This window comes from Soonwooa sp. T0.1_25, from assembly GCF_057652215.1.
In genome coordinates, this window is sequence record NZ_JBYFBZ010000005.1 from 135,531 (window position 1) to 161,324 (window position 25,794).

Below are 25,794 nucleotides of genomic sequence, written 5' to 3' on the forward strand. Positions count from 1 at the left end.
GCTAAACGCTAAACGCTAAACGCTAAACGCTAAACGCTAAACGCTAAACGCTAAAAAAAAGCAAATGAGCGACGGATTAATCCGTCGCTCATTTTTTATAACCTAAACTTAAAAAATATGATTTAACCTATTCTTTTACGATTTTTTGTGTCGTTGTTGTAGTCGCGTCAGTAACTCTTACAATGTAATTTCCTTTTGGAAGGTTGGATACATTAACTTGATTAGTTGTTACAGAAGCAACTTTCTGTCCTGTCATATTAATATCTTCAACAGATTTAATGTTTTTAGCATTAGTGATGTTTAAGACATCTTTTACGGGATTTGGGTAGATTTTGATATCAGATTTTGCGGATGTATTTCCAGTAGAAAGATTAGTGGTAAGATCGACCATAAAGCCATAAGTTTTAAAATCTGGGGTTCTTGCAACACTAACAATTTTGGTTCCGTCGCCAGAAATGGCAAGAGGTAACGCTAAAGTGTAATTTCCTAAATCGATGCCAAAACTTGATACATAAGTATTAAGGTTAAACAAACCATTTGTCTGCGACCAGATGAAACCATCACCACCGTAGGGGCTTCCTGGGAAGTTTCGGAAAAACCCGACAACTTTTTTCCCGTCAGCGGTTACGTCAGCTGCGCCACCTCGATTGAAATTGCTAGATAATTCGTGTGTAATAGATTGGTAACCTGATTCTTCGGTGTATACAAAAGGGTAGGTACCAACAATACCAACTATAACTTTTCCGTCTGCTGACACACGATTGGCTTCACCAAAAGTAGGTGTTCCTTGTGCGTTATTGATAACCGTTTGTGCCCCATTTTCCAATATGTTGCTGCACGTTGACCAGATGCTAAATCTTGAAAACCAACAACAACAGATTTATCAGCGCTTATGCCTTTAGCTCTTGTACTTTTTTCAGGGAAAAGACTTCCTAGATTTTCGATACCATTTTCAGCAGTCTATTTGATAGCTCTGGTAGCAGTATTCGATAAGATGCCATAACCTATAAGTGTAAATCCGTCTGCAGATACACCCCAATTCGAGCTATTAAGACCATCTTGACTTTGAGCAAGACCATGATGATAAGTCTAACTCGCACTATTTTTGTCATAGCTCGCCATTTCGTTAAGGTTATTTTGAGGATTGGTCATATAACCAGCGATTCTTGAAACATTATCACAGACAACGACATTCTCGATTAGGTTACCAGTCGTTAGTCCGCCCACATTAACGATTGACTGAGTTGGGCTCCACATCTATTGGTTTTTTCCACCTTGGCTCCCTACAACTGTTCCGTTAATGCTAACATCCATTGGTTGCAGTCCTTCGCCAGTAATATAAAATTGTCCATAAGACATTGTTCCGAATAACGAAATTGACATCACTTGAAACAAACGCTTGTAACTCTTTATTATATTTTTTCTTCTTTAAATTAAGTTTTACAATTTTAAAGGCTTTATTCATTTTTTCAAAATAGATGTGTTTTAAGATTCATGAAATTTTAAAGTGTTAAATGTTTAATTTAATTAAAATCAGTGTTTTATGTATTTGTAAATTCTAAAATTTGAAAAAAAATATTTTAAGAATATTAGTCAGCAATCACTTAAAAAGCTATTTTTGTTAGATGTTGCGTCCCCAGAATCTAATTCTTTTAATGTTTTTGATGTTTTCGTTGTTAAACGGACAAAAGAATAATGACTTTTCATCATTGGTGGATAAGAGCGTGCAAAAGATTTATCAGAATCCAGATGAGGCCATTAACTTTATACAAAGCTTTATAATAAGTGAGCAAAATCCGGCACATCGTTTGGTTTTACAAAACCTAATGGCGCAAGCTTATGCGATGAAGGGTGATTACGTGCAATCTGTGAGAATGTCTTTGGATAAAGATAATAATATTCTGCACCAGAGTAATCAAGACTTTGCAAACCTTATTAGAGATTATGCTTTGGCGGAACAATATCAAAATTTAAAGCTCTATTCACAATCTTCAAAATTGAGTTCAGAATTGTTGAAAGATCAATCTTTATACAAATCGGACGAAAATTATAATATTACGATTGCGAAGATTTATCAACTACAAGCCATCAATTTTTCGGTGAATAAAAAAACGGATGAAGCTCTCAGTTCGTTTCAAAAAAGTGACACTTATCTTAAAAGTCAGACCACTGAGAATTTTATTATTAAAACAGAAAATGACCTTTTACAAGCAAGTATTGACCTGAATCGCAAACAAATTGACAGGGCAAAAACTATATTATTTGCAACAAAGCAAGTTGTTGATAACAAGTCGGAGCAAGTGTTTTTATACAGTTTGACTTACGAAAGATTGCCGCGACTTAGCTTTTTAGATAAAAACTATTCGGAAGCGATTTCTATATTAGAAAAAGCTTTAGCATATGTGGAAGGTGCTGATTATTTGGTTTTAAAATCTAGGATTTATGATCAGATGTCAAAAAGTTATCTCGCACTTCAAAACGAAGATAAGTATAGATTTTACGAAAAACTTTTTGTCGATAGCAGAGCAAAAATAGATGCCAGTCAGAAAGAAACCATCCGATATTTGTTAAAATTGACAGAACTTCGGGAGCAACAAAGTCTGGAGCAAGGCCATAAAGATGCTAGTTTTTTAACAAGATTTTTACTAATTGGTTTTGCTGTTGCTGTTGCGGAATTAGCGATTTATTACTTTTTTGAATATAAAAGAAAAGAAGAGCTTGCGAAACAATTGGACCTTTTTAAAAATCAAAAATCGTATTTTTAAAAATTGTCTGACGCAAAGGCGGATTTATCCAAGCCAACTTCGGAACCTCAAATTGGAGATGACAACAAGCCACAAGAGTCAGAAGTTAAACAACCGAAGAAGAGTATTTTAATTTCTAAAGAGAAAGAAGACGAGATTTTGCAAAAGTTGGACGAGCTAGAAAATTCCGATCAATTTTTAAATAAAGAAATGTCGTTGGCTGTTCTCGCAGGACAGTTAGAAACCAATAAAAAGTATCTTTAAGAAATTATTAATAAATATAATGGCAAAAATTTCCATCTTTACATTAATGAATTACGAGTTAATTACATAGCTTAAGTGTTGAAAACCAATCCGATATATCTTAATTATAAAGTAAGTTATTTGGCTGATGTTTCGGGCTTTTCGTCGCACAGTGCCTTCACAACTGTTTTTAAATCAATTACAGGGATGTCACCCAATGCGTATATCCAACAGCTTAATCAAAGCAACAAATGAAAAAATTATTAATATGTTTTATGCTTTGTAGTTTTGGGATTTTGACATTGGCATCTAATCCTCGCGAAGCCTTGTTTAATAAAGCTAAAGACCATCTTTTTAGAAATCCTGAAGAGACGATTAAAATTTCGAATCAGTTATTAAAAGATGAATCCGATGTTAATAAAAAGGCAGAACTTTATTTAACACTTTCCAAAGCATACATTGCAAAACGCGATTTTGATAAGTCATTAATTTCCGTCACCAAAGTTCAGGATTTGTTGGGCGAGATTACCAACTCCGATACCAAAGCTCAGATTTTGATCTCGATTGCGATTCAATATCAACAGATGGAGGTTTTTAATAAAAGTCTAAGTTTTCTTGACCAAATTGACCAACATAGTCAAAAGATGCCTGATAGTTCTAGGATAAAATTTTCCGTTTTAGGAAAGGCTTATGCGGTGCGAGGTATGATTTATAAAAGTCAACTAAATCCAGAATTGGCTCTTTCTAAATTTACAATTGCTGTCAAAAATTTTGAAAAAATTGCACCAGCATTGCAATCTAAAGTTAATCTAAGTGTCGTTTTTTATAATATCGGATATTGTTATTTGGATCTAAATGATAAAAATAAGGCTGAAGAATCATTTCTTAATTCCATTAATTTTGCTCAGAAAGAAAAAGCCAGAAGTCTCGAAGCATTTGCTTACAAAGGACTTTCGGATGTATACATGAAGAATGTTAAGCATCTAGAAGCCTTACAGTTGCTGAGTAAAGCGGATAGTTTGGCTGCTAATATTGGCGATTTACTTTTAAATGAAGGGATCTACAAAGTGATTGCGGAAAATTATTTGGCTCTTAACGATATTAATAACTATAATATTTACAATCAAAGACACTTGCAAACGCGCTTTCTAAGAGAGCAAAACGAATTGCAATCTATTAAGACGAGTATTGACAATATTCAAAAATAAAACAAAAAAAATCTTGATGAGATAAGCCAAAGTCAAACAAAACTGGATAGTTTTATAATTATTTTTGGAGCAATTTTGGTCATTTTATACTTGTTTTTAATGTGGAAAAAAAAAACAAGCTAATCGTCTTCTTCAAGAGAAAATTAAAGTAATTTTAAGTTCATAAAATTTTATCATGCGAAATATATTTAATGCTTCAGATGTTGAGGTTTACATCAAAGCAATTAATCAATTAACACCAGAAACATCGGCAAAGTGGGGCAAAATGTCCGTTGACCAAATGTTAGCGCATTGCAATGTGACTTACGAGTTAATTTATGAGCCACAAAAACATAAAAAGCCTGGATTTTTTGCAAGATGGATGATGAAAAAATTCGTGAAACCTAAAGTGACTAACGCGCTTCCGTACAAACAAAATTTGCCGACGGGACCAATGTTTGTGGTCAAAGATCGCAAAGATTTTGAAACAGAAAAAAAACGATTAATTGGTTTTCTTCAAAAGACGCAACAACTTGGTGCAAGTGCTTTTGATGGTAAAGAAAGTGCGAGTTTTGGCGTACTCAATTCTCAAGAATGGAATAATATGATGGCAAAACATCTCGATCATCACTTAGCGCAATTCGGGGTATTATGAGATTAATTTATCTTTTTGTATTTCTATTTTCCGCCTTGTTTTTTTCACAAACGAAAGAAGCTTTGGAAACTTATTTATTAAATGATAAAAATGCTTTTGTCGGAAAAATAAATAATGGAGCCCCAATTTTAGTTAATATTACAGAAGTTGATGTTACGGCTTTTCCAAAGGAAATAAAAGTGAAAGGAAAATCGGATGTCGAAGGGATAATTTGCGATTTTACAGGAACTTTAACGCTTGACTCTAATTCTCAAATGGGAAATTCTAAGATGTCAACTCTCTTTTATAAATTCGATTTTCAAGAACAAAAACTTCACGAACATACAGGCATTTTTACTGGAAGTTTAGCGATGAAAACACTTATCGATAATTTGGCTTTGGTTGTTTTTGAAGGTAATTGGGAAAGTTATAGTAAGAAAATGCGCTTCCCTGTTTATTTTGATAACAACGAATTATTAAAAACTAAACTTTTAGAACTCTCGAAATAATGAAGTTGTACGAGCCAATAAGTTTTCGAAATGTCACGTTAGAAAACCGAATCGTTATGTCGCCAATGTGTATGTTTTCGGCGGAAGATGGTGTTGCTAATGATTTTCATTTTGTACATTACGCTAGTCGCGCGCAAGGTGGCGCTGGACTTATCATGATTGAGTCGACAGGCATTATTCCTGATGGTCGTATCACACCTAAATGTCTAGGACTTTGGAATGATGAGCAACAAAAGTCGATAAAGAAGATTGTCGATTTTGTACATAAGTTTACGAAGTCCAAAATTGGGATTCAGTTAGCGCATGCAGGGCGAAAGTCATCAACTTGGGGCGGAAAACAATTGTCTAAGGAAGATGGTGGTTGGGAAGTCGTTGCGCCAAGTGCGATTCCGTTTCAGCCGAGCGATTGTGAGCCAACAGTTTTAAGTGTTGATGCTATAAAAGATTTAGTTCAAGATTTTAAAAAGTCGGCCAAACGTGCTGTAGAAGCGGGTTGTGATGTTATAGAAATTCATGCGGCGCACGGCTATTTGGTGCATCAATTTTTATCGCCTTTATCGAATGTAAGAACCGATGAATATGGTGGAAGTTTCGAAAATAGAATCCGTTTTCTTTTAGAAATTGTTGAAGCGATTAATGAAGTTATCGATGAAAATGTTGCTTTGTTTGTACGCGTTTCGGGCTCCGATTATGCAGATGGCGGTTGGGATATCGATGAGAATGTTAAATTGGCAGAAGTCCTAAAAACTAAATCTGTGGACTTAATTGATGTTTCTTCAGGCGGAAATATTTTTGGTGCCAAAATTACGTTGTTCAACTCATATCAAGTTCCTTTTTCGCAAAAGATAAAACAACAAACTGGTATTAAAACTGGCGCTGTTGGTTTGATTACTGATGCCAAGTCTGCGGAAGAAATTCTTGAAAATAATGAAGCGGATCTAATTTTCCTTGCAAGAGAACTTTTAAGAAATCCTTATTTCCCGGTGCTTAATAGTTTTGAAAATAATGAAAATTGTTTCTTTCCAAAACAATATGATAAAGCAAAACCTGAAAATTAAAATCTATGAAAACTAAGGTAGAAAAAGAAATTATCATAAATGCTCCAATAGAAAAAATTTGGAAAGCATTAACCAATAAAGATGACATGAAACATTGGTATTTTGATATTCCAGATTTTATATTAGAAAAAGATGCTGTTTTTAATTTTTTTGAACCTGGTGGCAAGAACAGATTTTGGCATCGTTGTCAAATTGTAGAAGTTATTCCTAATCAGATTTTTAAACATACTTGGGAGCATCCTGATTTTAGCAAAGCTGTAACGCATTTAACATGGACGCTTTCAGAAAAGGATGGTAAAACGATTGTAAATCTTAATCACAACAATATTGACGAATTGTCTGATGCTGGAGACGATTTTAAAGTAGAAAACTATGACATTGGTTGGACAGAAATTCTAAAAGGTTTAAAAAAATATTTAGAAAAGTAATTTATTTTTCTTTTTTAAATACAAACAAAAAGCTTGTCAATTGACAAGCTTTTTTATACAGACTATTCTTGAGTTAGTTTTAATTTCGTCGATTTGTAGTGTATTTGTAGTGTTTTAGAGATTATATTTATTTTATATTTAAAAATTTTCAATTATTTCGATTTATTTAATATTTATATCTTCGCTGGGACTAAAAATAAAATTTATATGAAGAAGTTTTTATCGACTCTCGGACTTTTATCGTTCGGGACATTGATGCATGCGCAGATTACTGGTTGTACTATTGCTCCCAACGGCGTTTATCCTTCAGGAGTTGTAACACCTGTTTGTAATAATTCTAATGAAATTGTGGCAGAGTGGGGTTTTACTGGTGAGTATACGATGGTGAAGCTTACAAAAAATGTTAGTTACGAATTTGCAGCGACCTTAGATAATGGTCCAGCTTTTATTACGATTTCAGAAAATACAGCTAATCCAACAATTCTGGCGTCGGGTAGTGCCAAAGTCGTTTTCAAACCAGCTGAAGATATTGTAGTTAGATTTTATACACATCTTAATTCTAATTGCGGAAACAATGATTATGAATTTGTAGATAGAAAAGTAAAATGTTTCTTAGATGTTCGAGATGTTTACTGTGAGCCAACTTTGGACTGTTCGGATGGGGCAGTTATAAAGAATGTGAAGTTTGCTGATCTAGTTAACGCTTCAGATTGTTCTACAAATGGTTTTAATGATTTTACTGCCAAAAAAGCAAATGTTAAAAAAGGCGAAACCTATAATTTTGAAGCGGAAATAGGTTACGGTTGGTACAATCAGTCGGTTTCGGTTTGGATAGATTATAATAAAAATTTCTTGTTTGAGCCGCACGAGTTCACTTATATTGGTACGATTGACCAAGGTGTTTTATCAAAAGATATTACAATCCCAGACAATATAGCAAATGGAGAATACAGAATGCGTGTAAGATTAGCAACTGTGACGCAATCTGGAGCAACAGCCGATAAAGCTTGTAATATGAATGATGCTTACGGCGAAACAGAAGATTATACTTTGAATGTTGTCGATTATTTGTCAACACAAGATCACAAAGATTCTGAAATTAAATTGGCACCAAATCCTGTTGCAGATATTCTTAATATTTCAACAAGTGTAAAGGTATCAGAAATTAATATTGTTGATATAAGTGGTAAAGTCGTAAGTCGCGTAAAATCTAAAAATAGTATCGATTTCAAATCTCTGCCTTCTGGTATTTACATTGTTAATGTGACATTAGAAAATCAAAAAACGCTTAGTAGAAAAGTTGTTAAGAAATAACAAAGAAAAATCCCCAATAATCTTGGGGATTTTATTTTATCTAAAATTCAAATTTTCTAACGGCTTCTAGAGTTTTATCAATTTCTGCATCTTGGATCGCAGCGGAGATAAACCAAGTTTCGTAACCACTTGGCGGAAGATAAATTCCGTTTGCTAACATTTGTTGAAAGAAGTTATTGAAAACACAAGTGTAAACCGAATCGTAGGCTTCTTGGAAGTTCGAAACTTTGTTGGTTTCAAAGAAGATGGACATCATACTTCCTTTTCGGTTGATGCGATGTTTTAAGCCTTTTTCGTTAAGAATTTTTCCAATTTCGAAATCTAAAGTTTCAGTTGTTTTATTGATTTTGTTATAAAAATCTTTATCAGATTTAATCAACTCTAAGGTTGTTAAACCAGCACGCATCGCCAAAGGATTTCCACTCAAAGTTCCAGCTTGATAGACTGGACCGTTAGGCGCTAAAAAATCCATAATTTCTTGTCTAGCTGCAAATGCACCAACTGGCATTCCGCCACCGATAACTTTCCCGAATGTTACAATATCAGCGTCAACACCAAAAGTTTCTTGTGCGCCACCAAAAGCCAAACGGAAACCCGTCATCACTTCGTCAAAAATCAATAAAGCGCCATTGTCTTGACAAACTTTTTTAAGATTTTGAAGGAAATTATTTTCTGGTAAAACACAACCCATATTTCCTGCTACAGGTTCTACGATAACAGCTGCGATTTCGCCTTGGTTATGACGGAAAATATCAGCAACATTTTCGATGTCGTTATAAGTAGCAATTAAAGTATCTTGCGCCGTTCCTTTGGTAACACCAGGCGAATTTGGATTTCCGAAAGTTGCAGCGCCACTTCCAGCTTTTATTAAAAACGAATCCGAATGTCCATGATAACAACCATCGAATTTGATGATTTTGTCTCTTCCTGTAAAACCTCTAGCCAAACGAATGGCACTCATACAAGCTTCAGTTCCAGAAGAAACCATACGGATTTGGTCGATATTCGGAACATTGTCGACGATAAGTTTTGCAATTTCGGTTTCTAGTTCGGTTGGTGTTCCGTAAGAAAAACCATGTTCTGCTTGTTTCTGAATTGCTTCTAAAACAACTGGATGTGTGTGTCCCAAAATCGCAGGTCCCCAAGAGTTGATGTAGTCAACGTAAGTGCGATCATCAGCATCTGTAAGGTAAGCGCCTTTCGCAGATTTCATAAAAATAGGAACGCCTCCAACAGATTTGAAAGCTCTTACAGGCGAGTTAACACCACCAGGAATATACTTTTGTGCCTCGTCAAATAAGGCAGAACTTCTTTGATATAACATGTTTTGTTATGAATTTATTATTGTCTGAAAAACTGTTTTTAATTAATCAATCTAAAATCCTAAATCTAAAATCGTCAATTAAAATTAGCTTCTCGGTTTTTTATTTTTAAGATAGATCACTTGCCCAACGCGTGGTTGCTGACCTTCGTCCATTCTGTTTTTAGAATAAAGTTTGGAAAGTTTAATCCCAAATTTCTGAGAAATGTCGTGCATATTTTCACCAATCTCAGCTTTGTAAGTATCAACATTACCAGAAGATGACTTTTTGTCTAAGAAAACAATGTCATTTTTCTTCAAAGTATTGCTATTAAGCTCATTGAATTTAATGATTTTCTTTTCGCTGATTCCGAATTTTTTAGAAATCGTTGCAACGTCTGTATCTACTGGAACAACAAAAAACTTCATACCACCATTTGGATGATTTTTCACCAAAATATTTTTAAGTAAAGCTGGAGCAGAAAGTGTCTCGCTCTGTTTGTTGACGTCTTTTTGATATTGCGCGTAAGATGTTTGCTCATAAGTTGCTTTAACAGTCGGAGGCGTTACTTTAGAATTGGCTTTGTTTTGGTCCATTTGTGCCATAAAAACCGCATCATTATTAAGTGCAGGATATAATTTTAGAACGGCGTAATAGACTTGATCTGTCGACGTATTATCAAATTCGTAGAGTTTGTATTTTTCGATTTTATCAATCAAAATATAAGCATAACGTGGATTGGTCGCGTAACCCGCTTTTTTGAGACCATGTGCCCAAGCACGATAATCTTTCATATCCAGATCAAAAAGCTTGGTGTAATATTTACGAGTTGACAAGAAAATAGAATGATCTTCGTAAGATTGACGTGGATCATCATAAACGCGGAAACATTCGTTAGGTGCGTCATCCGTATGCTTCATACTTTTACCAATCCAGTCTTCTTTACATTTGATACCGAAATGGTTGTTGCCTTGTTGAGCCAATCGACTTTGTCCGCCGCCAGTTTCTAAAAGGCCTTGCGCTAAAGTTATACTTGCTGGGATTTTATATTTTTCCATTTCTTCGACCGCGTATTTCGCAAATCGTTGGATGTATTGATCTTCCGTTTTCCAAGTTTGTGCTTTGGCAAATCCAAGCGTCATGATACAAACTAAAGCAAATATTCTCTTCATAATTGTTTTAAGTTTCAAAATTTTTAAAAGAATTAAAACTGAATCAATGTTTTATTCTTCTTTTGAAGTTGTTGGTTAGCACCCGCTGTCGCTTGCAATCCTCCAGTATGAAATGCTAAAATTTTTGTCCCTTTTTCGAAATAATTATTATCGATAAGTTGCATTAATTTTTGCATCATTTTTCCTGTGTAGATTGGATCTAGCGGAATTTGATATCGTTTATAAAAATCATTTATAAAACGAATATTATCGTCTGTTATTTTGCCATAACGCGCTTCCAAGGCATTTAATAATTCAAAATTTGATTGTCCTGACCAATTTTTAATAAGATTTTCGAGGCTGTCGTCTTGGACAACTTTTATTCCGATAACTTTTTGATGGGGTTCAGCAAATTTTGAAATCCCAGCAATCGTTCCACCTGTGCCAACTGCACTGCAAAGATAATCAAAATCTTTAGTATGCTCATTGAGCATGCATTGGATGCCTTCAACTGCCAAATTATTACTTCCTCCTTCTGGAATGATCAAAGCTTCTGGAAAGTTTTGTTTTAAATTTTGGCTTAAAAAAGATTTGTTGCGATAGCTTTCCCTTGAAACAAAATTAAATTCCATTCCATTATTAAAAGCTTGATAAAGAGTAGGATTGTCGTGGATTTTATCTTTTAACTCTTCACCTCGAATAATGCCAAGACTTGGGATGTTTAAAGTTTTTGCTAAAGCTGCAACCGCCGCAATATGATTGGAAAAGGCACCACCAAAAGTGATGAGTTTTGGATTTTTTGGATTTTGTTCCAAATAATATTTAACATTGTAAAAAAGCTTCCAATACTTGTTGCCAGAAATGTCAGGATGGATGAGGTCTTCGCGTTTTATCCAAAGTTCCACACCATTAAAGTTTCCAATCTTCTCAATTGGAATATTGTGCTCGGTTGTCAGCATATTGAGAGCTCGTTTAAACATATTGAAAAAAAATCCGCAACTAAGTGCGGATTTAATTTATTTTGTTTTGTTAATGATTGTCTTAACCGCTTCGATTACTGCGTCCGAATCAATTTTGTATTTCTTCATCAACTCAGCTGGCGTCCCAGACTCACCGAACGTATCGTGTACTGCAACAAATTCTTGAGGCGTTGGTCTTCTTCTCGCCAACATTCCTGCAACAGATTCGCCCAAACCACCTAGGTAATTGTGCTCCTCAGCCGTTACAATTTTACCAGTTTTTTCAACAGACTTTAGAATGATTTCTTCATCCAAAGGTTTGATGGTGTGGATGTTGATAATTTCACAAGAAATGCCTTCTTTTTCTAAAACTTCCGCTGCCAAAAGACTTTCCCAAACCAAGTGACCAGTTGCAACAATCGTCACATCTGTACCTTCTTGCAAAAGAATACCCTTACCGATTTCGAAAGGCATATCTTCTGGAATGAAAACTGGAACTACAGGACGTCCGAATCTTAAATATACTGGACCCTCGTGTTTAGCTGCTGCCAAAGTCGCTGCTTTAGTTTGGTTATAATCACAAGGATTGATTACTGTCATACCAGGAAGCATTTTCATCATGCCGATGTCTTCCAAAACTTGGTGTGTTGCGCCATCTTCACCCAAAGTAAGACCTGCGTGAGATGCTGCGATTTTTACATTTTTGCCAGAGTAAGCGATAGATTGGCGGATTTGGTCGTATACACGAGATGTTGCAAAATTCGCGAAAGTCCCAGCAAAAGGGATTTTTCCGTTGATGGTAAGACCTGCTGCCATACCCATCATGTTAGCTTCTGCGATACCAACTTGGAAGAATCTTTCTGGTGCTTTCTCAATGAATTTTTCCATTTTAAGAGAACCAATAAGGTCAGCACAAAGTGCAACAACATTTGGATTGGTATCTGCTAATTCTGCCAAACCTGCTCCAAAGCCAGATCTTGTATCTTTTTTTTCTGTATATGTATATTTCATGAGGATTTCTTTTTTGTTTCGATTATTAGATGTTTAGTAGTCTGTGATTTCGTCAAGTTGAAGTTGCTGAAGTGCACTTGCCAATTGCTCATCGTTTGGCGCTTTACCATGCCAAGCGTGAGATCCCATCATATAATCGATACCTTGTCCCATTTCTGTATGTAGAAGAATAGCAACAGGTTTTCCGTTTCCAGTTTCCGATTTTGCTTTTTCTAAAATTGCGATAACTGCTTCTAGGTCGTTTCCGTTTTTCTCTTCAAGAACCAACCAACCGAAAGCTTCTAGTTTTGCATGAAGATCACCAAGGCTTAATACATCATCTGTATCGCCATCGATTTGTCTTCCATTGTAGTCAATAGTTGCGATGATGTTGTCAACTTTTTTAGCTGCGCCATACATCAAAGCTTCCCAAATTTGACCTTCTTGTAATTCGCCATCACCGTGAAGTGAATACACAATTGACTTGTCACCATCTAACTTTTTAGCTTGCGCAGCGCCCAAAGCTACAGAAAGTCCTTGTCCTAAAGAGCCAGATGCTACACGAATACCAGGAAGTCCTTCGTGTGTTGTTGGGTGACCTTGTAATCTAGAATCAAGCTTTCTGAAAGTTGCTAATTCTGTTACTGGGAAGAAGTCAAATCTAGCTAGTGTACTGTAAAATACCGGAGAAATATGTCCGTTTGATAAGAAGAATAAATCTTCGTTTTTACCTTCCATTGTGAAAGGCAAGTTGTAGTTCATTACTTTTCCATAAAGGGCTGTGAAGTATTCTACACATCCTAGAGATCCGCCCGGATGTCCACTGTTAACTGCGTGAACCATTCTTACAATGTCTCTTCTGATTTGTGTACTCAAGCTTTTTAGCTCTTCGATATTTTTACTCATTTTTAAATTTTTTCGTGTTGCGAATTTACGATTTTTGTTTTTGTTTTCGAAACTTAACAGGTGTTACTTGCTTGTTAATTTAGACTTTAGCAACCTTCGTTCATTCCGACCATGATTTCTACAACAATATTGTTTTCCATCACAAAAGTTAAGTAAGTGCCAGCATCGTAATCATTTAATGTAAAAAAAGATTGTTTGTCATTTTTGCCGTTTTCATCTTTATATTGATGAACTTCGAAATTTGCATAATTTCTATAAGTGTCGATAAGTTGATCCCTTGTATTACCAACGCCCATTCCGCTTTTTGTTTTGAATTTTGGACTTTTCGTTTTAAGTGAATAGACTTGCTTTTGCATTGGTTTGTTTTCGTCAACCCATTGGTCCATCAATGTCACATCAACATTTTCTCCATTAAGACTAACCTTGTTGGTTTTTTCGTAATCTTCAAAAGTTTGAAGCGCTTTTTTTGCAATTTTATCAGCTTCAGTTTTTGGCATAAAGACTTTTAGGTCACCAATTCTTAAAGTAGAAACTTCAAAATTTTGTGCAAAAATAAATTGACACATTCCTAAAAGAAAAAAGATGCTAAGCTTTTTCATGTTCGATTGTTTTATTGTTTTTAATTAAATATAATCCGATGAAAGTTAGTAGTCCGTTTAACACAATTAATTCAACACCGATGCGGTAATACGTATAATTGGTTACAAGATAATTGATAACGTAAGTCAAAACTGGCGCGATTAAAGTTACCGCTAAAATGCTTCCTTTTTTTGAAATTTGATATTTAGTAAAGATTCCAAAAGCGAATAATCCTAGAAGTGGTCCATAAGTGTAACCTGCAACTTCCATGATGAGATAAACGATGGATTTGTCGTTAATTGCTTTAAAAATCATAATTAAAATAAAGAAAACTACTGTAAAAGTTAAATGTACCTTCATACGAAGTCGTTTTTTCTCTTTTTCAGATTTTGTTTGGTCTTCATTAATGTTAAGAATGTCGACACAATAAGAACTTGTAACGGCTGTTAAAGCACCATCAGCAGAAGGAAACAATGCCGAGATAAGTCCAATAATAAAAATCACCGAAATAAAAATCGGGAAATAACCTTGCAATGACAAAGCAGGGAAGAGGTCGTCACCCATAATGTTGTTAACATTTCCTGCTGCATCTTTCATCCCGAAAAGGTTTTGTATCGTTTCTTGTCCGTTAACCAATTTGGTGATTTGTGCATATTCGGCACCATTTTGCAATGCAAATAAATACAAAAGACCACCTAAAAATAAGAATGCAAAATTCACAATCAACAATGTTCCTGCAAAGGTCAACATGTTCTTTTTTGAGTTTTTAAGATTGTCGACAGAGATATTTTTTTGCATCATTTCTTGGTCAAGCCCGGTCATCGCAATCGTAATAAACATACCGCCAATAATGGTTTTTAAGAAAAATGTTTTCGAATTAATATCTGTGTTGATGAGGTGCGTGTAGTTTTGTTTTTCTAGAAGTGTATAAGCATCGCCAACAGAAATATTAAGATGATTAAGGATGTAAATAATACACGCTGCCAAACTGATAATCATAAAAGAAGTTTGCAAAGTGTCGGTGATAACAATGGTTTTTACACCACCTTCAAACGTGTAAAGTAAAACCATTAAAAGTAAGACCAAGGCCGTTAACCAAAACGGAATTCCGATTTGCTCTAACAAGAAAATTTGCAAAACATTAACCACCAAATATAATCTTGCTGTCGCGCCAATCGCTCTGGAAATAATAAAAAATACAGAACCAATTTTGTGTGCTTCAACATTGAATCGTTTACCCAAATAAGTATAAATCGAAGTCAAATTCATGCGATAATAAAGCGGCAGAAGAATGGCTGCAACGATGAAGTAGCCTATGAAAAAGCCAACAACCATCATATAATATTCGAAGCCACCAAACGGATAAGCGCCGTCCGTCATCTTACCAACTGTACCTGGAACCGAAATGAAAGTTACGCCCGAAAGACTCGTCCCAATCATCCCAAAAGCAACGAGCCACCATTTACTTTTTTTGTTCCCGATAAAGAAAGATTGATTGTCAGAATTACGGCTTGTAAAATAAGAAATCACGAGTAATCCGATAAAATATGAGAATACGAATAGTAATAATAAAGTTGCAGAACTCATTCTTAAAATTTAATTAAAAAACAAAAGTAAACTTTTGCCACGATTTATTATCATACATCAAGTAGCTTTTTTAGTTATATTACTAATTTTGCAGTTCATTTTAAAACTCAATTATTATGAAAAAATTATTCTTATCTTTTATGTTAATGTATGCCGTGACAATGTCATTTGCGCAATCAACTTGGACAATTGATCCAATGCACTCTTCATTTAATTTTAATATCAAACATATGGGAATTAGCTTTGTACAAGGGCGTTTTGATAAGTTTGATGCTTCAATTTTAACAAGTGATGCAGATCTTAAAGATGCAAAATTTGATTTTACAATTGATACCAATTCTATTGATACCGATGTTGAGCCTCGTGACAAACATTTGAAAAGTGCTGATTTTTTCGATGTTGAAAAATTCCCAACGATGACTTTTAAAAGTACATCGATCCACAAAGCAAAAAATAACACTTATGTGTTGCAAGGTTATTTAACAATAAAGGGAGTGACTAAGCCAATTGTTGTGACTTTGACTTATGGTGGAAAAACTAAAGATCAACAAGGGAATGAGAAGTTAGGTATCCAAACTAAGTTTAAAATTAATCGTTTCGATTATGGTGTAAGCTATGATCCATCAGGAGCAGCTGTCGGTAAAAATGTTGACATCACTGTTTTTGCAGAGTTTACAAAAAAATAAATTTATAGTTAATTGTGTGTGAATCCGTTTCTTGAAATTCTCGAGAAGCGGATTTTTTTGAATTATAAACTTTGTTAAAAATTAGTTTTAAATAATTATTGATGTTAATTTTGCAATGATGAAGACTTTGATTTTGCACCGACAATTCTTAAAAAGCTTGAGCATTTTATGTTTAAGCCTTGGTATTTTGTTGGCATCTTGCGGTATCAAAATCGCATTGACGCACAGTCTCAATATCGAAAATTATTGCGGACAAAGTCTTAAATCGGTTAGCTCTTGTAGTTTTGCTGCTTTAGAAAATAAGCAAGAAAAGTTTTCTATTCAACAGAAGAAATCGGAAGATTTAAGCTTCGATTTTAATTCAAAAATTCGTTTTCAAGAATATCAACAATTAGAAAATTCTAATGTTGATTTCCCACTTTCGCGATCTATTCCGCTGTATATACTGTATCAGCAGCAGCGTGATGCACTTTTTTCATAATTTTTTATTCGTTTTTTTCTACTTAAAATTTGAATTGATATTTAAGTTAGAAACTCTTTTAAAATAAATTATTATGAATCCGAAAATTAAAAATATAATGAAAAAATCATTTAATATAATGTTGATTGGACTTGCATTGTCCATTGTTTTTGTCCCAGAAGTTAAAGCTTATGCCCAACAAGGTCTTATGAAGTTAGGCTTTTTTCAACCAAAATTAGAATTACCAGCCGAAATTACGGGAAATGCGAATGACCCAAAACTCGTAAAAGAATCTAATTTTAAAATGTCTTTTGTTGATGTAAAAGGAAAATCTTTAAGTCTTGAAGAGCTAAGAGGAAAAGTTGTTTTTATGAATATTTGGGCAACTTGGTGTGGACCGTGTATTGCCGAAATGCCTTCTATCAAAAAGCTTTATGACAAATTTAAAGACAAAGAAGATGTCGCTTTTGTGATTTTGGAAGCAGAATCTAACAAAGACAAAGCGGTCAAATTTATGACTAATAAAAAACTTGATTTACCAGTTTATTTCCCAACCGGGAATATCCCATCAGAGTTTTTCCGAGGAAGTTTACCAACGACGGTTATCTTCGATAAAAATGGAAACGTTGCACATATCACAGAGGGAATGGCAGATTATTCTGGTGACGATATTGTTGACTTCCTTAACGAAGTCCGCAATATGAAATAAGAAGCGTATTTAAAAGCTAAATCCGAGTTTAATGCTCGGATTTTTTATTTTGTAGCATGAGGTTGCTGATCCACCAAAGTCCTACAGCTGCAATGGCAAGGATAATTCCTGAGCCAATCCATAGTGTATTAAAACCGAGTTCGCTGGCAACATTAGTTCCTAAAATCGGTGTGATAATGAATGAAAACGAAAATGCCATCCCATTAAGTCCCATGTAAGCACCTTTGTTACAGCCTTCAGATCGCATCGCTGTAACAGTTGACATAAATGGAAGTGCTAAAATTTCACCAACACTCAAGATTGTCATCGATAATAACAAGGTGAAAATATGATGATCAAATGCCAGTAACGAATACGAAATTCCGCATGCCAAAGCTCCAACAAATAAGGTTTGTCCAATTGTAAAATGCTTTTCTGCAAAGTTAACAATCAACATTTCTAAAACAACGATGATAAAGCCACTATAACCTAAAATGTATCCAATGCTGGTTTGGTCGAGATGCGCAACTTCTTTATAAAAAATAGGAATTGTATTAAAAAATTGGAAAAAACAAATTGAGAATAACATACAAAGCAATGAAAATATAATGAATTTCAAGTCTTTGTAAGGTGATTTTCCAACTGGTTTTATGATGTCCTCTTTTTTTCTAAGTTTTTGCTTAGCTTTAAAAATGATGTTTCTTTTTCTAAAAAATACAACGTACATTATGCCTGCAATAAGTGCTGCAACAGTGTTTACACCAAATAAAAAGTTATAAGAAATCGCCGATAATATTCCGCCCAAAGCTGGACCAATTGAGAATCCAAGATTAATCGCCATTCTGTTTAATGAAAAAGCTCGCGTTATATTTTCTGGTCTAGCATATTTTGTGATCGCAACAGAATTGGCTGGACGAAAGGATTCGCTGATGATACTTTGTATTAATATAATGCTCATCATCCCTTCCAATGTTGGAAAAAATGGAATGAACATAAATAACGGCGCACTCAAAAACAAACTAAAACTCTGGACACGATATTCTCCAAGTTTATCGGTGAGATAACCGCCAATCCAAGAGCCGATAACCGAACCAATGCCATAAAACATCAATACCAATCCCGCTTCTTTTAATCCGAATCCTAATTTGTCTGTCATGTAAACACCCAAAAAAGGCAACACCATCGATCCTGACCTGTTAATTAACATGACAATCGATAGCATCCAAGCTTCCTTGGATAAGCCTTTGAAGGAGTCAACATATACTCTGAAAAGTCCCAATATTCTGTATTTTTTGCAAAGTTAGGACTTATACATTGGAAATAAAACCGAAAGCGACCTCAATCTTGAAGTCGCTTTTTTTAATATTCGTTAATGTTGATTTAGTAGGCTGTTTCGTGGACTTTAACCGCACGACCACTTGGATCATTCATTTTTTTGAAAGCTTCGTCCCACTCTAAAGCGATTGGGGTAGAACAAGCAACCGACGGAACGGACGGCACACAAGATGCAGCACTATCACTAGGGAAATGTTCTTCGAAAATACTTCTGTAGCGGTATTCCTCCTTGCTCATTGGCGTGTTAATTGGGAAGCAGTATTTTGCGTTTGCCATCATGTCGTCGCTGACAGTTTCTTCAGCAACTTGCTTCAATGTGTCGATCCATGAGTAGCCAACGCCATCGCTGAACTGTTCTTTTTGACGCCAAGCGACATTTTCTGGTAAAAGATCTTCAAATGCTTTTCGGAGTACCCATTTTTCCATACGATCAGGGGTAATCATTTTGTCTTTTGGATTGATGGTCATCGCAACATCTATAAATTCTTTATCCAAAAACGGTACACGACCTTCGATGCCCCAAGCCATTAAAGATTTGTTAGCGCGAAGGCAATCATAAAGATGAAGTTTTCCTAATTTTCTAACATTCTCTTCATGGAAAGCTTGTGCAGATGGCGCTTTGTGGAAGTATAGATATCCTCCAAATAATTCGTCGGAGCCTTCACCAGAAAGCACCATTTTAATCCCCATAGATTTTATAGCTCTTGCCAAAAGATACATTGGCGTCGATGCACGAATGGTTGTCACGTCATAAGTTTCTAAATGATAAATAACATCTCGAATGGCATCCAATCCTTCTTGAACAGTATATTTAACCTCATGATGAACTGAACCGATATGTTCTGCAACTTTTTTTGCTGCGACCAAATCGGGAGAGGTGTCCAATCCAACTGCAAAACTGTGCAATCTTGGATACCACGCTTCTTGCGTATCTCCACTTTCGATGCGTTGACGTGCAAATTTTGCAGTAACTGCTGCAATAATGCTAGAATCTAATCCGCCAGAAAGTAAAACACCATAAGGAACGTCGCTCATCAATTGTCGATGGACAGCCTTTTCTAAGCTTTTTCTAATTTTTGTAATGTCAGTTTCGTTATCTTTAACTTGCTCGAAAGATTCCCAATCGCGACCATAATGTTTTTGCGGTTCGTGACCTTCTGGGCTAAATAATAAATGTCCAGCTGGGAATTCTTCAATCTTGTTACAAAAACCCTCCAATGCTTTTAGTTCGGAGGCAACATAATAATGACCTTGTTTATCCCAAGCTTGATAAAGAGGCACAATTCCCATGTGATCCCGACCAATGAGGTATTCATCTTTTTCGATGTCGTAAAGAGCAAATGCGAAAATACCATTCAACTTTTCTAAAAAGTCTTTTCCATATTTTTGATAAAGAGGCAAAATAACTTCGCAGTCAGATTTTGTTAAAAATGTATATTCTGGAAATTCTTTTCTAAGTTCTTGATGGTTGTAGATTTCGCCGTTGACTGCCAGAACCAGTTTTCCATCTGTTGAAAACAAAGGTTGTTTTCCAGAAGTTGGATCGACAATAGCTAATCTTTCGTGTGAGAATATTACTTTTTCGTTTTGGAATATTCCTGACCAATCTGGTCCACGATGTCTGATTTTTTTGGACATTTCTAAGATTTGAGGTCTCAGTGTCTCTGTTTTTTGTTTTGCATCAAACAAACATACAATTCCGCACATATTTTAATAGTTTTTGAAGTTTTGATTAATAAATATGGTCAAAATTATAAAAGTGATTATTTTTATACAATAAAAATTTCAAGTACATTAATGATGCGACTAAAAATAAATTATTTTTTAGGATTTTATTCGTTTTTTTAATTGAAATCTTAATTAATTGTGAATTATATTTTTTCTCGCAAAAATTATTTATGCATAGCATGGTTTTAAAAAAATGGAAAAAAAAGTTTGCATTTAATAAAAAATGCTTTAAATTCGCTGACGTTAAGATTCTCGAAAAATTCTTTTTTCATTTCTTAACATAGATCAATACATTGGAGTTTTATTACTCTTAATTTACGATCTCAATAATTTTTTTCATCATTTGTGTTTTTGCCTCCACCTCGTGTGGAGGTTTTTTTATGCCTAAATATTGATGAATAGAGGGATGCTAAGGGTATACTTGATTAATAATCCGTTGAAGTTCCTGTTGTTCTTGGGGGCTCATTTTTTTCCAAACAAATCCATTTTTTAAGTCTAGACCTCTTTTTTGGGGAAAGATGCCCGCTTTTTGATAATCGAGGAGATGATCGGGAGAAATTGCAGGTAAGGCTGTGTCAAACGAGAATGGATAATCTTTAACAATATTGAATTTCAGATTCCCGATTTGATAAGTTTTGTATTTGTTTAATGAAAAAAAAGATGGACGCAATAATTGTTTTGCATCCCAACAAGTCATCATTTTTCCTAGATTAAAGCTTGGTATAGAATTTTGTAAAGTTTGCGGAATACTTAAAATAATAATGGCTATAATCGATAGACTTATAAAACTTAATTTCGCAAATGAAAACCAAGTTTTAGCAAAAATTAAAATTCCAAAGACTAAGAAAACGTCCAAAAACAAACGATATTGAGCAGAAAATATAAGCACTAAAATGCTTTTTAGTAAGATACATCCTACTAATAAACTTAGTATTTTTTTCTTTTTTAAAACTGATAAAAAAATGAGTCCAACAAGAGTTAACACAAATAATTTGTGGATAATGCCTTTGATGCCGTCAAGATTTAGCCAATTAAAAACATAATCTTTAAAACTGAATTTTTGTATATCCTGATAACTGTACTGTAAATCGTAACTCAGCTCTGTGCTGGTTTGTTTAGAAAGTTCTAAAAGTATTGGATTTGGTTGCCAACTTAAGCCCAAATCTGGAAAACCAATAGGGAAAAATGGATGTCCAAACGTCCAAATGTTTTTTAAAAAATAGAGTAGGATTAAACAAAAGCCTGGCAATAAAGAAATAACCTTGTTGCGTTTGATAAACCAAAAATAAATGAAGGAAAAGATTATTAACCAGAAGGATGTAGGTTTTATAATGAATGCTAAACATGACAATAGAAACAAAAACTTCGCATGTCGCGATTGGCTGAGAACTTCTTTAACAATGATAAAACTTAATATCAAGGTTGGTAAATCTGGACTTGGCGATTGTGCAAAAACAAAAAATATTGGCGTGAAAACTAGACCGATCCAAGCTCGAGATTCGAAAATGTAGACTAGAAATACAATCAGTAAAAAAATATTCAGTCTTAAATAAGGATCGATAAAATTTGAAAATCCCGTTTGTAAAATATGCCAAGGCGAATATTGTCCCAAAAGCATATCAAGATTAGAAATACCTTTGACCAATCCATATTCTTGTGTCCATTTAATTGTTGGAACATAATATCCAAAATGATCGAGAATGAAAGGGTAACAACTACCGACAATCAATATTACTAACAAACAGAAATAGAAAAACTTTGACTGTCGTTTAAAAAAGATAAAAAACTTTTGATAGGCTTTAAAATAGATGAAAGAAATAATACCTACCATCGAAAAAACTATTTCTACTATATAATTAATAGGAACGAAAAAAGCTGCTAATGTCCAAATTGCTGTTGTAATCGAAAGTCCAATAAAAATATTAGTCGAAATTCTTTCTTCATAAAAAGGCAACAACTTTTGATACAGATTTCCTAATCCATAAAAGATAATAAGTAATAAAGTTGTTGTCAGCAGTAGATACAGCATAAAAAAAGATTGCCTAAAAATAGACAATCTTTTCATAAAAATATATAACTAACTACTACTTTCTTTGTACACGACCAGACTTTCGGTCTTCGGATCTACCAATGGTATAACCAGTTGCACCACCTACAACGCCGCCAATTACAGCACCAAGTCCTGGATTTTTCTTAGAAATAATTGCCCCAGCTGCAGCACCACCAACTGTACCAATAATGGTACCTTTAGCAGCAGAACTCATACCTTTTTTCTGAGGCGCCGTGTTTGTTGTACCAGAAGACGATCCAGCGTTAGAGCTACCAGATGAGCTGGCGTAACTATTATTGTTGTTATAGCTTGATGAGCCAGAACTTCTTTTCTTTTTAGTAGATGTTGACGTATTGTTAACAACGGCTTTTTTAGTCTCTTCAGCTTTTGCAATGCTATCTTTCATTTTTGTTTTTTCAAACTCCATTTTTTCTTTTTCGATAGCTAGCTTTTGTTTTTCAATGTCTAATTGTCGAGCTTGATATTCAATTTTTTGTTGCTCTAAAGATTTTTCAACCTGCTTATCTTGTTTATTACAAGAAACAACCAACATTATCGTAGCGAATCCGCTTAAAAATATCTTTTTCATAACAATCTCCTTTTATAATTATATCGTTATGATGTATAACGAAATAATTTTGTTTATCGTGTTAGCAATGACAATTACAATTCCAAAGTTGTTAAAAAGAAATGTTAAAAAACTTAAAATTTCTTAAATTAAATAAAAAAGCTCCGAATAATTCGAAGCTTTTAAAAGGTTTTATATTTTAGAATAACTCTTTTCTGATAATGTTTTGCGAGCGTTCTGGTCCAACAGAAACTAAATATACGTTGATGCCTAAATAATTCTCTATAAACTCAATGTATTTTTTAGCATTAGCAGGAAGTTCATCATAAGATCTTGCTTTTGTGATATCTTCTTCCCAACCTTCAAGCTCTTCATAGATAGGTTCGTAATTGTACAATTTAGTTGTTGAAGATGTGAAGTAGTCGATAACTTTTCCGTCTTCAGTTTTGTAATGTGTAGCAATTTTTAGTTTTCCGATATTTGATAAAACATCCAATTTCGTGATCACAAGATTATTAATACCATTGATCATACAAGCGTGTTTTAGCGATACCAAATCTAACCAGCCAGTTCTACGAGGACGACCAGTTGTCGCACCAAATTCACCTCCGATTTGACGAATATTTTCACCTAGTTCGTTGTCCAACTCTGTCGGGAAAGGTCCGTTACCAACTCTTGTTGTATAAGCTTTTGCAACCCCAATTAAGTTTTGTAAAGCTGTCGGCGGCACACCAGCTCCTGTACAAACGCCACCTGTCGATGGCGAAGATGATGTTACGTATGGATAAGTTCCGAAATCGATGTCAAGCATTAAGGCTTGTGCACCTTCGAACAAGATATTTTTGTTGTCACGAATTGCTTCGTTAATTTCTAGCTCTGTATCAACGATTCTGTCTTTTAACCTTTCACCTAAAGCAAGGAATTCATTATAAATTTCTTCAACATCTAAAGTTGGTTTTTCGAAATATTTTTCAAAAATTGAATTTTTTACTTTTAAGTTTTTTTCGATTTTTTCACGAAGAACTTCAGGGTTCAAAAGGTCAATCATTCGGATACCAATTCTAGCAATTTTATCCTCGTAGCAAGGTCCAATTCCTTTTTTTGTAGTTCCGATTTGTGTACCACCGTTTTCTTCTTCGCGGTAAGTGTCCATCAAGATATGATAAGGCATGATAACATGCGCTCTACGGCTGATGAATACGTGGTCAGTTTTTAGACCTTTAGATTCGATAGTTTCAATTTCTTTGATGAATGCTTTAGGATTAACAACCACGCCATTCGCGATGATGCATTTTCCTTTACATTGTAATACGCCAGAAGGCAGAAGGTGAAGTACGAATTTTTCCTCGCCTACGTATACGGTGTGACCTGCGTTATCGCCACCTTGGAAGCGTACAACATAGTCAGATTTTGCAGACAGAACGTCGGTTATTTTACCTTTTCCTTCATCTCCATATTGAAGACCAACAACTACGTAAGTTGACATATATTTTTACTTTTTTTATTAGATTTCTACAAATTTACTTTTAATTCAGTGCTTTACAAAATTATATTAAACCTAATTTTTAATTTATTTTTTATTAGTCGCTTGCTAGGTTTTTTTTCCGAGGAGAAAATCTTATCTTTGAGTATCAACATTAATATTTTAACACAATGCCGGAGTTTCTTCATCCCGATAAAGACAATTATTCGCCTGAAGAGTTGATGAGTGAGGAGCAAATTCGTCCCCAGACGTTTCAGGATTTTGCGGGACAACGTAAGACTTTAGAAAATCTAGAAGTTTTTGTCGCAGCAGCCAAAAACCGTGGTGCAGCTTTAGATCATGTTCTTTTGCATGGACCACCAGGTCTTGGGAAAACCACTTTGTCGCACATTATCGCAAATGAGTTGGGCGTTGGTTGCAAAATTACTTCTGGGCCAGTACTTGATAAGCCAGGAAGCCTTGCTGGTTTGTTGACCAACCTTGAAGAAAACGATGTTTTGTTCATTGATGAGATCCATCGACTTTCGCCTATTGTTGAAGAATATTTGTATTCTGCGATGGAGGATTTCAAGATCGATATTATGTTAGAAACTGGACCTAATGCTCGAAGCGTACAGATTGGATTAAATCCTTTTACATTGGTTGGCGCAACGACAAGATCTGGTATGTTGACAAAACCTTTGTTGGCGAGATTTGGGATTCAGTCGCGATTAGAATATTATAATATCGAATTGCTGTCGACAATTATCGTTAGAAGTGCCCGAGTTTTAGGTATTAAAATCTACGAAGATGCTGCAATCGAAATTGCAAGACGTAGTCGTGGTACGCCGAGAATTGCTAATGCTTTGCTTCGTCGTGTACGCGATTTTGCAGAGATAAAAGGTAACGGTGAAATCGAAATTAATATTACTAAATATGCTCTGGATTCTCTTAATGTTGACGAATTTGGTTTGGACGAAATGGACAATAAGATTTTGTTGACGATGATTCAGAATTTTAAAGCAAAACCTGTTGGTATCAGCGCTTTGGCAACTTCGATTGGCGAAAATCCTGAAACTTTGGAAGAAGTTTATGAACCTTATTTAATTCAGGAAGGTTTTATTATTAGAACGCCGCGTGGTAGGGAAGTTACGGAGAAAGCTTATAGGCATCTTAATTTAACCAAGCCTAAAAGTCCGGGCGAATTATTTTAAATTTAAATCAAAT

28 protein-coding genes are annotated in these 25,794 nt (G+C 34.7%); 13 read left to right on the forward strand and 15 right to left on the reverse strand.

Annotation, left to right across the window (positions count from 1 at the left end; all coding sequences use genetic code 11):
- Positions 1-127 precede the first annotated feature (127 nt).
- The 3 genes from AC23MB_RS08860 to AC23MB_RS08870 all read right to left on the reverse strand — a co-directional run bounded on the left by AC23MB_RS08860 (position 128) and on the right by AC23MB_RS08870 (position 1,383).
- A complete protein-coding gene (locus AC23MB_RS08860) occupies positions 128-826 on the reverse strand; it encodes a T9SS type A sorting domain-containing protein (protein ID WP_312324350.1) in 699 nt (232 codons plus the stop codon).
- 263 nt (positions 827-1,089) lie between these two features.
- Entirely contained in the window at positions 1,090-1,257 is a 168-nt protein-coding gene (locus AC23MB_RS08865; RefSeq protein WP_312324351.1) for a hypothetical protein, read from the reverse strand.
- Entirely contained in the window at positions 1,258-1,383 is a 126-nt protein-coding gene (locus AC23MB_RS08870; RefSeq protein ID WP_312324352.1) for a hypothetical protein, read from the reverse strand.
- Between the two features lie 242 nt (positions 1,384-1,625).
- Between AC23MB_RS08870 and AC23MB_RS08875 the strand changes: the two genes are divergently transcribed.
- The 9 genes from AC23MB_RS08875 (at position 1,626) to AC23MB_RS08915 (ending at position 8,117) form a co-directional block, all read left to right on the forward strand.
- Positions 1,626-2,765, forward strand: coding sequence for a hypothetical protein (locus tag AC23MB_RS08875; RefSeq protein WP_487787032.1), 1,140 nt, complete (start codon positions 1,626-1,628; stop codon positions 2,763-2,765).
- Positions 2,766-2,768: 3 nt separating this feature from the next.
- Complete coding sequence (locus AC23MB_RS08880) at positions 2,769-3,008, forward strand: hypothetical protein (RefSeq protein ID WP_487787033.1); 240 nt, start codon at positions 2,769-2,771, stop codon at positions 3,006-3,008.
- A 75-nt stretch (positions 3,009-3,083) separates the two neighbouring features.
- On the forward strand, positions 3,084-3,242 hold the full coding sequence (locus AC23MB_RS08885) for a helix-turn-helix domain-containing protein (RefSeq protein WP_487787034.1): 159 nt from the start codon (positions 3,084-3,086) through the stop codon (positions 3,240-3,242).
- Entirely contained in the window at positions 3,239-4,195 is a 957-nt protein-coding gene (locus tag AC23MB_RS08890; protein WP_487787035.1) for a tetratricopeptide repeat protein, read from the forward strand. Before AC23MB_RS08885 ends, AC23MB_RS08890 begins: the two co-directional genes overlap by 4 nt.
- A 175-nt stretch (positions 4,196-4,370) precedes the next feature.
- On the forward strand, positions 4,371-4,829 hold the full coding sequence (locus AC23MB_RS08895; protein WP_487787036.1) for a DUF1569 domain-containing protein: 459 nt from the start codon (positions 4,371-4,373) through the stop codon (positions 4,827-4,829).
- Positions 4,826-5,317, forward strand: a complete 492-nt coding sequence (locus AC23MB_RS08900) for a hypothetical protein (RefSeq protein ID WP_487787037.1) — start codon at positions 4,826-4,828, stop codon at positions 5,315-5,317. The genes AC23MB_RS08895 and AC23MB_RS08900 overlap by 4 nt, the downstream gene beginning before the upstream one ends.
- Entirely contained in the window at positions 5,317-6,375 is a 1,059-nt protein-coding gene (gene namA / locus AC23MB_RS08905; protein ID WP_487787038.1) for an NADPH dehydrogenase NamA, read from the forward strand. The genes AC23MB_RS08900 and namA overlap by 1 nt, the downstream gene beginning before the upstream one ends.
- Before the next feature lie 5 nt (positions 6,376-6,380).
- Positions 6,381-6,803: an SRPBCC family protein gene (locus AC23MB_RS08910; RefSeq protein WP_487787039.1), complete on the forward strand. Its 423-nt coding sequence runs from the start codon at positions 6,381-6,383 to the stop codon at positions 6,801-6,803.
- Between the two features lie 207 nt (positions 6,804-7,010).
- Entirely contained in the window at positions 7,011-8,117 is a 1,107-nt protein-coding gene (locus AC23MB_RS08915) for a T9SS type A sorting domain-containing protein (RefSeq protein WP_487787040.1), read from the forward strand.
- Between the two features lie 40 nt (positions 8,118-8,157).
- Here the strand turns inward: AC23MB_RS08915 and hemL are convergent, their stop codons facing one another.
- The 7 genes from hemL to AC23MB_RS08950 all read right to left on the reverse strand — a co-directional run bounded on the left by hemL (position 8,158) and on the right by AC23MB_RS08950 (position 15,590).
- Positions 8,158-9,441 carry a glutamate-1-semialdehyde 2,1-aminomutase gene (gene hemL, locus AC23MB_RS08920; RefSeq protein WP_487787041.1) on the reverse strand — a complete coding sequence of 428 codons (1,284 nt, stop codon included), beginning with the start codon at positions 9,439-9,441 and terminating at the stop codon, positions 8,158-8,160.
- A gap of 84 nt (positions 9,442-9,525) precedes the next feature.
- Positions 9,526-10,590, reverse strand: coding sequence for a glucosaminidase domain-containing protein (locus AC23MB_RS08925; RefSeq protein WP_313029054.1), 1,065 nt, complete (start codon positions 10,588-10,590; stop codon positions 9,526-9,528).
- 32 nt (positions 10,591-10,622) lie between these two features.
- Positions 10,623-11,549, reverse strand: a complete 927-nt coding sequence (locus AC23MB_RS08930) for a 1-aminocyclopropane-1-carboxylate deaminase/D-cysteine desulfhydrase (RefSeq protein ID WP_487787042.1) — start codon at positions 11,547-11,549, stop codon at positions 10,623-10,625.
- A 36-nt stretch (positions 11,550-11,585) separates the two neighbouring features.
- A complete protein-coding gene (locus AC23MB_RS08935) occupies positions 11,586-12,539 on the reverse strand; it encodes a transketolase family protein (protein ID WP_313029060.1) in 954 nt (317 codons plus the stop codon).
- A 33-nt stretch (positions 12,540-12,572) separates the two neighbouring features.
- Positions 12,573-13,424: a transketolase gene (locus AC23MB_RS08940; protein ID WP_313029065.1), complete on the reverse strand. Its 852-nt coding sequence runs from the start codon at positions 13,422-13,424 to the stop codon at positions 12,573-12,575.
- An 86-nt stretch (positions 13,425-13,510) separates the two neighbouring features.
- Positions 13,511-14,023, reverse strand: coding sequence for a hypothetical protein (locus AC23MB_RS08945; protein ID WP_313029067.1), 513 nt, complete (start codon positions 14,021-14,023; stop codon positions 13,511-13,513).
- A complete protein-coding gene (locus tag AC23MB_RS08950) occupies positions 14,010-15,590 on the reverse strand; it encodes a sodium:solute symporter (protein ID WP_487787043.1) in 1,581 nt (526 codons plus the stop codon). The genes AC23MB_RS08945 and AC23MB_RS08950 overlap by 14 nt, the downstream gene beginning before the upstream one ends.
- A 116-nt stretch (positions 15,591-15,706) precedes the next feature.
- Here AC23MB_RS08950 and AC23MB_RS08955 point away from each other — a divergent pair, with 116 nt between their 5' ends.
- From AC23MB_RS08955 to AC23MB_RS08965, 3 genes are all read left to right on the forward strand, one after another.
- Positions 15,707-16,276, forward strand: coding sequence for a YceI family protein (locus AC23MB_RS08955; protein ID WP_487787044.1), 570 nt, complete (start codon positions 15,707-15,709; stop codon positions 16,274-16,276).
- A 157-nt stretch (positions 16,277-16,433) separates the two neighbouring features.
- On the forward strand, positions 16,434-16,757 hold the full coding sequence (locus tag AC23MB_RS08960) for a hypothetical protein (protein ID WP_487787045.1): 324 nt from the start codon (positions 16,434-16,436) through the stop codon (positions 16,755-16,757).
- 97 nt (positions 16,758-16,854) lie between these two features.
- Positions 16,855-17,445, forward strand: a complete 591-nt coding sequence (locus tag AC23MB_RS08965) for a TlpA family protein disulfide reductase (protein ID WP_487787046.1) — start codon at positions 16,855-16,857, stop codon at positions 17,443-17,445.
- 28 nt (positions 17,446-17,473) lie between these two features.
- On the opposite strand, the gene AC23MB_RS08970 is transcribed toward AC23MB_RS08965, so the two are convergent.
- From AC23MB_RS08970 to AC23MB_RS08990, 5 genes are all read right to left on the reverse strand, one after another.
- Positions 17,474-18,646 (reverse strand): MFS transporter, encoded by a 1,173-nt coding sequence (locus AC23MB_RS08970; protein ID WP_374328952.1) that lies wholly within the window; start codon positions 18,644-18,646, stop codon positions 17,474-17,476.
- A 158-nt stretch (positions 18,647-18,804) separates the two neighbouring features.
- Positions 18,805-20,466, reverse strand: coding sequence for an asparagine synthase B (gene asnB / locus AC23MB_RS08975; RefSeq protein WP_487787047.1), 1,662 nt, complete (start codon positions 20,464-20,466; stop codon positions 18,805-18,807).
- A gap of 430 nt (positions 20,467-20,896) precedes the next feature.
- Positions 20,897-22,516, reverse strand: a complete 1,620-nt coding sequence (locus AC23MB_RS08980; protein ID WP_487787048.1) for a DUF8201 family protein — start codon at positions 22,514-22,516, stop codon at positions 20,897-20,899.
- Positions 22,517-22,571: 55 nt separating this feature from the next.
- Entirely contained in the window at positions 22,572-23,126 is a 555-nt protein-coding gene (locus AC23MB_RS08985) for a YMGG-like glycine zipper-containing protein (protein ID WP_487787049.1), read from the reverse strand.
- Positions 23,127-23,304: 178 nt separating this feature from the next.
- On the reverse strand, positions 23,305-24,591 hold the full coding sequence (locus AC23MB_RS08990; protein WP_079666084.1) for an adenylosuccinate synthase: 1,287 nt from the start codon (positions 24,589-24,591) through the stop codon (positions 23,305-23,307).
- Positions 24,592-24,758: 167 nt separating this feature from the next.
- On the opposite strand from AC23MB_RS08990, the gene ruvB reads away from it, so the two are divergent.
- A complete protein-coding gene (gene ruvB / locus AC23MB_RS08995; protein ID WP_312321825.1) occupies positions 24,759-25,781 on the forward strand; it encodes a Holliday junction branch migration DNA helicase RuvB in 1,023 nt (340 codons plus the stop codon).
- The last annotated feature ends 13 nt before the right edge of the window (positions 25,782-25,794 follow it).

Excerpts from the sequence above, each read along its gene's own strand:
- ruvB (WP_312321825.1), top strand. The coding sequence starts at position 24,759 with ATGCCGGAGTTTCTTCATCCCGATAAAGACAATTATTCGCCTGAAGAG.
- AC23MB_RS08875 (WP_487787032.1), top strand. The coding sequence starts at position 1,626 with ATGTTGCGTCCCCAGAATCTAATTCTTTTAATGTTTTTGATGTTTTCG.
- AC23MB_RS08935 (WP_313029060.1), bottom strand. The coding sequence starts at position 12,539 with ATGAAATATACATATACAGAAAAAAAAGATACAAGATCTGGCTTTGGA.
- asnB (WP_487787047.1), bottom strand. The coding sequence starts at position 20,466 with ATGTGCGGAATTGTATGTTTGTTTGATGCAAAACAAAAAACAGAGACA.
- AC23MB_RS08985 (WP_487787049.1), bottom strand. The coding sequence starts at position 23,126 with ATGAAAAAGATATTTTTAAGCGGATTCGCTACGATAATGTTGGTTGTT.
- AC23MB_RS08940 (WP_313029065.1), bottom strand. The coding sequence starts at position 13,424 with ATGAGTAAAAATATCGAAGAGCTAAAAAGCTTGAGTACACAAATCAGA.
- AC23MB_RS08945 (WP_313029067.1), bottom strand. The coding sequence starts at position 14,023 with ATGAAAAAGCTTAGCATCTTTTTTCTTTTAGGAATGTGTCAATTTATT.
- AC23MB_RS08970 (WP_374328952.1), bottom strand. The coding sequence starts at position 18,646 with ATGCTATCGATTGTCATGTTAATTAACAGGTCAGGATCGATGGTGTTG.
- AC23MB_RS08910 (WP_487787039.1), top strand. The coding sequence starts at position 6,381 with ATGAAAACTAAGGTAGAAAAAGAAATTATCATAAATGCTCCAATAGAA.
- AC23MB_RS08980 (WP_487787048.1), bottom strand. The coding sequence starts at position 22,516 with ATGCTGTATCTACTGCTGACAACAACTTTATTACTTATTATCTTTTAT.
- AC23MB_RS08915 (WP_487787040.1), top strand. The coding sequence starts at position 7,011 with ATGAAGAAGTTTTTATCGACTCTCGGACTTTTATCGTTCGGGACATTG.
- AC23MB_RS08870 (WP_312324352.1), bottom strand. The coding sequence starts at position 1,383 with ATGTCAATTTCGTTATTCGGAACAATGTCTTATGGACAATTTTATATT.
- hemL (WP_487787041.1), bottom strand. The coding sequence starts at position 9,441 with ATGTTATATCAAAGAAGTTCTGCCTTATTTGACGAGGCACAAAAGTAT.
- AC23MB_RS08900 (WP_487787037.1), top strand. The coding sequence starts at position 4,826 with ATGAGATTAATTTATCTTTTTGTATTTCTATTTTCCGCCTTGTTTTTT.
- AC23MB_RS08865 (WP_312324351.1), bottom strand. The coding sequence starts at position 1,257 with ATGTGGAGCCCAACTCAGTCAATCGTTAATGTGGGCGGACTAACGACT.
- AC23MB_RS08950 (WP_487787043.1), bottom strand. The coding sequence starts at position 15,590 with ATGAGTTCTGCAACTTTATTATTACTATTCGTATTCTCATATTTTATC.
- namA (WP_487787038.1), top strand. The coding sequence starts at position 5,317 with ATGAAGTTGTACGAGCCAATAAGTTTTCGAAATGTCACGTTAGAAAAC.
- AC23MB_RS08930 (WP_487787042.1), bottom strand. The coding sequence starts at position 11,549 with ATGTTTAAACGAGCTCTCAATATGCTGACAACCGAGCACAATATTCCA.
- AC23MB_RS08890 (WP_487787035.1), top strand. The coding sequence starts at position 3,239 with ATGAAAAAATTATTAATATGTTTTATGCTTTGTAGTTTTGGGATTTTG.
- AC23MB_RS08925 (WP_313029054.1), bottom strand. The coding sequence starts at position 10,590 with ATGAAGAGAATATTTGCTTTAGTTTGTATCATGACGCTTGGATTTGCC.
- AC23MB_RS08955 (WP_487787044.1), top strand. The coding sequence starts at position 15,707 with ATGAAAAAATTATTCTTATCTTTTATGTTAATGTATGCCGTGACAATG.
- AC23MB_RS08895 (WP_487787036.1), top strand. The coding sequence starts at position 4,371 with ATGCGAAATATATTTAATGCTTCAGATGTTGAGGTTTACATCAAAGCA.
- AC23MB_RS08990 (WP_079666084.1), bottom strand. The coding sequence starts at position 24,591 with ATGTCAACTTACGTAGTTGTTGGTCTTCAATATGGAGATGAAGGAAAA.
- AC23MB_RS08965 (WP_487787046.1), top strand. The coding sequence starts at position 16,855 with ATGAAAAAATCATTTAATATAATGTTGATTGGACTTGCATTGTCCATT.